An 8,533-nucleotide genomic window follows, 5' to 3' on the forward strand; every position below is an offset into this window, starting at 1 on the left:
CCGACACACCCAGAAACCAGGTCCGACGCAGGCAGCCAGCCCGACTGCTTGCCGCTTCCGCCAATAGGGCGGTAATGTCTCTCCGCGTGCAAATAGGGGGAGCAGCCGGATTCTCGTACTCGCATCCAATCGGCTGTCGAAGTCGACCGGACGCAGCGACCTTCTGTATCGACGTTCGGCCGGGCGCGCCGGCCTTCGGGGGACATCCTGGACTACCACTCGCGCCGATCCTCATTTTCCCAGAAATGCATGGCCACGGCTACGGCCGCGTTCCGGGACCACCGTACCATCTCGAACGCATATTCAAAGGAGGATCATGGCCCAATATCGAAGTTACGATGGAGATCCCCGGATCGAGCACACAGGAGCATCCGTTACTTACATGCCGACCAAGCCGTCGAGCTTTGTGAAGATACAGGTGGGCGAAGACTGGTTGCCGACCGACTTGAAATTGAGTAATGGCTGGAAAGACGCTTTTGGCGTTTCACAGTACAGCGAATCTATCATGACCGCATATCAGTACTCGGTTTTCGAGCGGTCCGTCCATATAATCGAAGCCGGCGGTCAGGGTTCTCGGACTATACCGTCATTACGAGAAATCTTTCCGACACTTCTTCGCACACGGACGTACTCCGAATGTATGCACACCCTTGAACAGGCTATGGGAGGTGCCACCTACACCGCTCATGGACAGGGATGGAATGAGTTCGATGAGCCAGCGATCACGGTCGAAGCAAACAGTTCCGGACTAATCGGGATATCAATCGATCCCGACTGGTCGATTTCAGCGGACTCTTTCACGATCGCCTACGACATCCTGGACTGCTGTAGACAGATTCGGGCCATGCGCCCCGCGATGTCAGCCGATCCACAGCTCGACCGATACTCTGACGACGAATTAGCCGAGAGATTTGTCAGCCACGTGAAGATACTATTTCGGGACGAGTACCTATGACAGATATAGCGGTAGAAGCAGAACTTCTCGAACGACTTTCCAGAGCTTGGTCCAAGGAAGTCAAGAGCGCACTGAATCAGGCGGCGGGCCGGATAGACAGCCTCAAGTTCTCCAGGCTTCAAGCTGGAATTTTTCAGATCCCGTGGAACAACTACATCCTAACAGCAAATTACCTGCAAGAAAGACTGCGCGAAGGCGCGGCACAAGCTGAGCGGATCGGCGAAGCACTTCACAAAACCGCAGTGAGCTTCGATCAGCAGGACGCCAACCGAGCCGAGGATACGCGGCAGGCGATGCAGCACGGGGAAATGGATTTCTCGATATGACAGAAACGGTTACGAAAGAAAAGCTCGACGACGCTGTCGAAAGGTTCCGGCATCAACTCGACGAGTGGAAGAAGATGCCAGATAAGATAAACGATACTGTCGACAATCTGAAATGGTATCAACCGGCAGTGTGGGCTTTTGTAACCCCTAAGCGCGATGCCGCCCAGGAATGGCTGCAGAAACTTCTGGAAAAGATGGAGGAGGCGCACGAAGGAATCCAAGCACCATTCACCTTCATCGAGTATGCCGCTGAGTGGCAGTCGGTCGCCTCCACCATTCGTGGAGCAGGAAATGAAGAAGGCCGGCCCGAGTTGAGCTTGGACGGCCACTGGACCGGAGTCGCGAAGGACAGATTTGCGGCGTCGAAGTCAAGCCAAGAGAAGGCGATGACGACGGCCGATGACATGGCCAAGAAGGTTCACGATAATCTACTTACCCTCGCCACCTCGGGATGGGAGTTGTACAAAACCATTGCCGACGAACTGACAGGATTCCTCGCGTCACTTATCACCGCGCTGGAGCAGACAGGTTCCGTGGCACTCGCGTATCAAGGTGCCCCCAACCTGGTCGCGGTAACCAATGCGGCATTTGTGCTCGTCGAGAAAACGCTGACGGCCACCGTCGGTCAGGTTCGGACACAAATGATCATCGCCAACGAGTTCAAGGACATTGCCACCAACCCATGGGGATTCCCAGGAGATAGATGGCCGGATTCGGTTTCTGCGACCTTCAACGAGCCCAAGGACTGGAAAGTGGCCGAATGACCAGCGAACGAATCAGGGCCGTGGGAAACCGGACGATGCGGACAGCCGTCGCATCATGTCTGGCCGTTGGGATTCTGACGACTCTTGGTTGCACCGGCCGAGGCGAGCCATCGCAAAGGTCGTCGGGTGGGGCCCCATCGACTGCTGCGACGGCCTGCTACCCGGATGCGCGAATTCCGGACGCGGATCTTGCGGCGATCATGGACGGGTTGCAACTGCCACCGGGCGCACAGGTGGTCACCGGTACGGTCAACCCGTCGAACGCAAGCCCGAACAGGGTCGTTGTCTCCATCCAGCTTTGCGTGCCGAGTTCCGTTGGTTCGGAGGCTCTCCGGCCGTTAGCGACCGACGTTGCGCACGCCTTGAAGAAGACAGAGCTCGGCTCACGTACAGCCGTTTTGTATGTGAGCGATAGGAATCCGAAGTACACCGAGGAAGAAGGAAAGCTCCGTGACGGGGAGTTTCAGGCGCATTCGTGGGATGGGACGCTGCCACGTGATGCTGAACTCGGGACGTGGGAGGCCGTGGGAGGTTGATCTCGGTTATTTCGCTCAACCGCAGCAGAACGGGTCGTTGCAGGGGGCGCCTGCTTCGCTGCCGTAGGCGCTGAAGTGCTGGATCGGGCTCAGGATTCGGCCGGTGGTGGCGGGGTCGAGGGGTGGGGCGGATCGGGGGCTCGGGCGGTCCCAGGTGGATGGGACGTCGTCGATGTCGAAGCGGGGGGCGCCGTCGATGAACAGGGTCCATAGTGGGTGGTCGGGGAAGCCGTTGATTCGCAGGACCCACCATTGGCCGTCTACGTGGGCGGCGACGGGGAATTTGCCGTTGCCGGTTGATTGCCATTGTGGTCGGGCGTTCAGTTCGGGATACGGCATTCTTCCAGTGTCCCCTGGTACGGACGACCGCGCGGATGTGACCGCAGGCGGGTTCCTACTCCCAGAAGGCGCGCCAATCCTCCGCGGTGAGCGGAAGACGTTCGCCGCGTTCCTTTTCCGCGGCATCCTCGGCCGCTCGGATGGCGGCGGCGAAGGTCAGCGTCGCTTTGCGGAGGCGTTCTTCGGCGCTTTCCGGGCCGCCGAGATGGACGACGCGGAGGGCTTCGGGAACCAGGTCGGGTGGGAGGCCCGCTTTGGTGCTGCGGGAGACGACCTTCTCGGCGAGAGCCAAAGCAGGTTGAGCCATGGCTATGCCGTCCAGGCAGGAGCGGCGGGATTTCTCGGCGGATTTGCGCTCTTCCCAAGCACGCTCCTGGGCGGCGATCTTCTCGGCCGCCGAGGCGTCGGGATCGATCGCGGAGTCCACCAGGTGCGGGCTGCGGTTGACCAGCTTGGCGACCAGCGCGGCCGCGACGTCATCGACGGTGAATTCGCCTGCGGCCTCAGCGATCCGGGAGTGGAACAGCACTTGCAGCAGCAGGTCGCCGAGTTCTTCCTTGATCGTCTCGGCATCCTCGTGCTGGATGGCGTCGAGCAGTTCGTAGGTCTCCTCGAGCAGGTAGGGGCGCAGCGAGTCGTGGGTCTGGGTGACCTCCCAGCCGCCGAAATGCCAGAGGCGGTCCATGACCTCGACCGCTCCGGCCAGCCCCGCCGCGACCACCGCCGTGTCGGTGCGCGGCTCCGATTCCCCGTCGTGCGCCGCGCGATGACGGGCAGCCCGCAGGACGGACTCGTCGCGGATCGAACTCATCGCGGCGCCATCTCGGCGGCGACGGTGAGATCGACCGCTCCCTGCGCCTTCCCGTCCAGCGCCAGCAACAGATCAGCGACGAATTGCAGCAGCACGACATCGCGCACGCGCTCCGCCCCGACGCTGTCCTGCACGCGCGGCAGCGGAAGCTGCACCACCCCGGACGCGGCCCGGTAACCCGCGCTCGGATAGAGCCGCTTGAGGCGCAACTGCTTGGAATCGGGCAGGTGCAGCGGCGAGATCTTCAAGGTGGTCCCGGTGACCGCGATCTCGGTGACCTCGTACTCGCGGGCGAGCAGCCGCAACTTGGCCACCGACACCAGGCGGCCCACCTCCACCGGCAACGGGCCGTACCGGTCGACGAGTTCCTCCACGACCTGCGCCAGTGCCGAATCATCCTGCGCGGCGGCGAGTTTGCGGTATGCCTCCAAGCGCAGTCGGTCGCTGGCGATGTAGTCGGGCGGGATATGCGCGTCGACGGGCAGGTCGATGCGCACCTCCTTGACCTCTTCGGTGGTGATCGGCTTGCCGTCCGCCGCGGCGCGATACGCCTCGACGGCCTCCCCGACCAACCGCACGTAGAGGTCGAAACCGACGCCGGCGACGTGACCGGACTGTTCGGCGCCGAGCACGTTGCCCGCGCCGCGGATCTCCAGGTCCTTCATCGCGACCGCCATGCCCGCGCCGAGATCGGAGTTCTGCGAGATGGTGGCCAGCCGGTCGTAGGCGGTCTCGGTGAGCGGCTTCTCCGGCGGATACAGGAAATACGCGTAGCCGCGTTCCCGGCTGCGCCCGACCCGGCCGCGCAGCTGATGCAACTGCGAAAGGCCCAGCGCGTCGGCGCGTTCCACGATCAGGGTGTTGGCGTTGGAGATGTCCAGGCCGGTCTCGATGATCGTGGTGCACACCAGCACGTCGTATTCGCGCTGCCAGAAGCCCTGCACGGTGGACTCCAACGCGTCCTCGTTCATCTGGCCGTGCGCGACCACCACGCGTGCCTCGGGCACCAGATCGCGAATCCGCTTGGCGGCCTTGTCGATCGACGACACCCGGTTGTGCACGTAGAACACCTGGCCGTCGCGCAGCAGTTCGCGCCGGATCGCGGCGGTGACCTGCTTGTCGTTGTAGGCGCCCACGTAGGTGAGCACGGGATGACGCTCCTCCGGCGGGGTGAGGATGGTCGACATCTCGCGGATTCCGGCCAGGCTCATCTCCAGGGTGCGCGGGATCGGGGTGGCCGACATGGTGAGCACGTCGACGTGCGTGCGCAGCGCCTTGATGTGCTCCTTGTGTTCGACGCCGAACCGCTGTTCCTCGTCGACCACGACGAGACCGAGGTCCTTCCAGCGCACGCCGGTCTGCAACAGCCGGTGCGTGCCGACCACGATGTCGACGCTGCCGTCGGCCATGCCTTCCAGCACCGCGCGGGCCTCGGCCGGGTCGGTGAAGCGGGACAGGCCCTTCACGGTGATCGGGAAACCCGCGACGCGCTCGGTGAAGGTCTGCAAGTGCTGCTGGGCGAGCAGCGTGGTCGGCACCAGCACGACGACCTGCTTGCCGTCCTGCACCGCCTTGAAAGCCGCGCGCACCGCGATCTCGGTCTTGCCGTAGCCGACGTCGCCGCAGACCACGCGGTCCATCGGGACCGGCTTCTCCATGTCCGCCTTCACCTCGGCGATGGCGGTCATCTGATCGACGGTCTCGGTGAACGCGAACGCGTCCTCCATCTCCTTCTGCCACGGCGTGTCCGGCCCGAAGGCGTGGCCGGGCGCCGCCTGGCGTGCGGCGTACAGCTGCACGAGCTCGCCCGCGATCTCGCGAACGGCCTTGCGCGCCTTGCGTTTGGTGTTGGCCCAGTCCGAGCCGCCGAGCTTGGACAGGCTGGGCATCTCGCCGCCGACGTAGCGGGACAGCTGGTCCAGCGACTCCATCGGCACGAACAGCCGGTCGCCGGGCTGGCCGCGTTTACTCGGCGCGTACTCGATCACCAGGTACTCGCGGCGCGCGCCGCCGACGGTGCGCTCGATCATCTCCACGAACTTGCCGATGCCGTGCTGGTCGTGCACCACCATGTCACCTGCGCTCAACGCCAGCGGATCGACCTGGTTGCGGCGTTTCGCGGGCATCCGCTTGCCCTCGGTGGGCGCGGTGACGCGGTTGCCGGTGAGGTCGGATTCGGCGACAACCACCAGACCCGCGCCCTCGAAGACCAGGCCGTCGTGCAGCGAACCGCACAGCACGCCCACCACGCCCTCGTTCGGTTCCGCGCCGGCGTCCAGCGCGGCGGCGGGCACTTCCGCCTCCGCCAGCCGTTCCATGATGCGCTGCGCGGTGCCGTGACCGGCGACGACCACCACCGCCTTGCCGCCGGTGAGCACGTGGGCGCGCAACGAGGCGAACATGGTCGCCACCAGTTCGTCGGACCCGCGCGCGGCCGGGCCGGGCAGGACGGGCAGCACGACCTCCGACGCATCCCCTGAAGCGAGCGGGCTCAGCGTCCACCAAGGCAGACTTTGCCGGTCGGCGTCGGCGTGCACCTCGGGCAGCGGGCGGTAAGCCGAGGCGGCCAGGTCGAGCCCATGCCCGCCGAGCGGCGCGGCGCCGCCGAACGAGGCCGCGGTCCAGGAGGCCTCCAGGAATTCTTCGCCGGTGCGCACCAGGTCGGCCGCGCGGGTCCGGATCTTTTCCGGATCGCACAGCAGTATGTGGGTTCCCTCCGGCAGCACCTCGGTGAGCAGGCACAACTGTCCGGGTTGCAGCACAGGCAGCAGCGCTTCCATGCCCTCGACCGGGATGCCCTGCGCCAGCTTCTCCAGCATCTCCACCAGCGCCGCGTCGGCCGCGTTGGCGACGGCGACCTCGGCGGCGCGCTCGCGCACCTCGGGGGTGAGCAGCAGTTCCCGGCACGGCGTGGCGACCACGACGTCCACCGCGACGTCGGGCAGCGAGCGCTGGTCGGCGACGGAGAACGGTCGCAGCTCGGTGATCTCGTCGCCCCAGAACTCCACGCGCACCGGATGGTCGGCGGTGGGCGGGAAGACGTCCAGGATGCCGCCGCGCACCGCGAACTCGCCGCGTTTGCCCACCATGTCGACGCGGGTGTAGGCGAATTCGACCAGTCGCGTGAGCAGTTCGTCGAAGTCCAGCTCGGCGCCGACGCGCAGCACGACCGGCTCGATATCGCCGAGCCCGCCCGCCATCGGCTGCATCAGCGACCGCACCGTGGTCACCACCACGCGCAGCGGCGCGGGGAAATGCGGGTCGTCGGGGTGCGCGATCCGGCGCAGCACTTCGAGCCTGCGTCCCACCGTGTCCGCGCCCGGCGAGAGCCGCTCGTGCGGCAGCGTCTCCCAGGACGGGAACTGCGCGACCGCGGGGCCGAGCATCTCCACCAGCTCGACGGTCAGGTCGTCTGCCTCCCGCCCCGTGGCCGTGACCACCACCAACGGCCGCTCGGCGGCCATACGGGACGCGACGAACGGCCGCACCGCCGACGGCGCGACCAACTCGACCGACGAGGTGCCGATCAGCTCCGCGACGGTCCGCAGCGAGGCATCGGCACCGGCCGCGGCGGCCAGTCCCGCCAACGGGGGGCGGTGGGTGGACATCGACAACTCCTGAGCGCAGGCGACACGTTTCGAGCGGCCAACCGAGTCTAGTGAAGCGCGCATCCCGTTTCTCCAGCGCCCGCGCCGCCGCGAGGAGAGTGCCGCCCCTGCCCTGCGCCGGAGCGACCATCCGCGACCGATTTCGTCGCCGACACGGCCGCCCTCCGGCTCCCGCCGGCGGTAAAGCGAGCCCCCAAGACCTCCCCCGACCCACACTGCGGGGGCCTGCTTCACCAGAGGTGCAGAAAACTCCGGACGTCATCGAGCCCGTCGAGTGCCCGCCCGTCCACGTCCGACGGATCCGCCTCGGCACGTGCCGCCAAGGAGCGCGCCAACGCGACGGACTCATCGCTGAGCCGCCCGAACCGCCGAGCGGTATGTCCCAGGCACAGCCCGGCCAGCCCGAGCAGAGGGCTTCCGGAAACAGCTCGCGTTCCGACCTGCACGCACCAGTGCTCGACGAACTCCCGATCGTCGTCGTTCAAGGCGCTGCCCACCAGAGCATCCGCCGCCTCGCCCTCGTACGCCCGGTCTCCGAGCGCCCGCTCCAATACCGCGATCACCACCTCATGCGGCAGAGCCGGAGGATTGTGGAAGGTCCGATGCAGATGCATGCCGCGAGATTACCCATCCCTCGGGCCCGGCCCCGTGACTCGACAGCCGAACGTTGCCCCGACACGGGCACCAGCGCAACCCACACAAGCCGAACCCTCGGCGTTCGAGCGAAATGAACCAAGCGCCATTCGCGCCCGCCCACATTCCCACGTCCACCGCCCACGCAGAGCGACCACCGACCAACGCGCGCCCTATGCCGAGCTCGGCAACCGTCGCACCCAGCGCACCGCAACCACGTCTTACGAGCGAAGCGCGACCGAGTCTGTTCCGCTCGCGGCCCGGCTCGCGTCCGAGCGGCCGCCGCGCACGCGACACAAGGAGTAAGCGACAGCAAGGCCGACACCAGCCACTACACCGCGCACACCGTGCAGCGAGCCTCGGCACCAACGTACCCAGCGCACCGCCACACCCGGTTTCGAGCGAAGCGAGACCGAGCATCCGCCGTTCGCGGCCCGGCTCGCGTCCGAGCGGCCGCCGCGCACGTGACACAAGGAGTAAGCGACAGCAAGGCCGACACCAGCCACTACACCGCGCACACCGTGCAGCGAGCCTCGGCACCAACGTACCCAGCGCACCGCC

The 8,533-nt window shown here is 65.7% G+C and carries 7 protein-coding genes; 3 read left to right on the plus strand and 4 right to left on the minus strand.

Annotated features, from left to right (window positions below):
- Positions 1-316 precede the first annotated feature (316 nt).
- The 3 genes from ACH49X_RS29315 to ACH49X_RS29325 are packed head-to-tail and all read left to right on the plus strand — an operon-like array spanning position 317 to position 2,045.
- Positions 317-955: a hypothetical protein gene (locus ACH49X_RS29315; RefSeq protein ID WP_357208223.1), complete on the plus strand. Its 639-nt coding sequence runs from the start codon at positions 317-319 to the stop codon at positions 953-955.
- Positions 952-1,281, plus strand: a complete 330-nt coding sequence (locus ACH49X_RS29320; protein ID WP_357112172.1) for a hypothetical protein — start codon at positions 952-954, stop codon at positions 1,279-1,281. Before ACH49X_RS29315 ends, ACH49X_RS29320 begins: the two co-directional genes overlap by 4 nt.
- Positions 1,278-2,045 carry a hypothetical protein gene (locus ACH49X_RS29325; RefSeq protein WP_357208221.1) on the plus strand — a complete coding sequence of 256 codons (768 nt, stop codon included), beginning with the start codon at positions 1,278-1,280 and terminating at the stop codon, positions 2,043-2,045. The genes ACH49X_RS29320 and ACH49X_RS29325 overlap by 4 nt, the downstream gene beginning before the upstream one ends.
- Positions 2,046-2,596: 551 nt before the next feature.
- Here the strand turns inward: ACH49X_RS29325 and ACH49X_RS29330 are convergent.
- The 4 genes from ACH49X_RS29330 to ACH49X_RS29345 form a co-directional block, all read right to left on the minus strand.
- Complete coding sequence (locus tag ACH49X_RS29330; protein ID WP_195082484.1) at positions 2,597-2,920, minus strand: hypothetical protein; 324 nt, start codon at positions 2,918-2,920, stop codon at positions 2,597-2,599.
- Positions 2,921-2,975: 55 nt separating this feature from the next.
- Complete coding sequence (locus ACH49X_RS29335; protein ID WP_195082483.1) at positions 2,976-3,731, minus strand: MazG family protein; 756 nt, start codon at positions 3,729-3,731, stop codon at positions 2,976-2,978.
- Positions 3,728-7,339 (minus strand): transcription-repair coupling factor, encoded by a 3,612-nt coding sequence (mfd, locus tag ACH49X_RS29340; protein WP_195082482.1) that lies wholly within the window; start codon positions 7,337-7,339, stop codon positions 3,728-3,730. Before mfd ends, ACH49X_RS29335 begins: the two co-directional genes overlap by 4 nt.
- A gap of 230 nt (positions 7,340-7,569) precedes the next feature.
- Positions 7,570-7,953 (minus strand): hypothetical protein, encoded by a 384-nt coding sequence (locus ACH49X_RS29345; RefSeq protein ID WP_323124605.1) that lies wholly within the window; start codon positions 7,951-7,953, stop codon positions 7,570-7,572.
- Positions 7,954-8,533 lie beyond the last annotated feature (580 nt).

This window comes from Nocardia sp. NPDC019323, assembly GCF_044389845.1.
Taxonomy (GTDB): domain Bacteria; phylum Actinomycetota; class Actinomycetes; order Mycobacteriales; family Mycobacteriaceae; genus Nocardia; species Nocardia implantans.

Coding starts and splice junctions, on each gene's coding strand:
- ACH49X_RS29315 (WP_357208223.1), top strand. CDS start 317: ATGGCCCAATATCGAAGTTACGATGGAGATCCCCGGATCGAGCACACA.
- ACH49X_RS29320 (WP_357112172.1), top strand. CDS start 952: ATGACAGATATAGCGGTAGAAGCAGAACTTCTCGAACGACTTTCCAGA.
- ACH49X_RS29325 (WP_357208221.1), top strand. CDS start 1,278: ATGACAGAAACGGTTACGAAAGAAAAGCTCGACGACGCTGTCGAAAGG.
- ACH49X_RS29330 (WP_195082484.1), bottom strand. CDS start 2,920: ATGCCGTATCCCGAACTGAACGCCCGACCACAATGGCAATCAACCGGC.
- ACH49X_RS29335 (WP_195082483.1), bottom strand. CDS start 3,731: ATGAGTTCGATCCGCGACGAGTCCGTCCTGCGGGCTGCCCGTCATCGC.
- mfd (WP_195082482.1), bottom strand. CDS start 7,339: ATGTCCACCCACCGCCCCCCGTTGGCGGGACTGGCCGCCGCGGCCGGT.
- ACH49X_RS29345 (WP_323124605.1), bottom strand. CDS start 7,953: ATGCATCTGCATCGGACCTTCCACAATCCTCCGGCTCTGCCGCATGAG.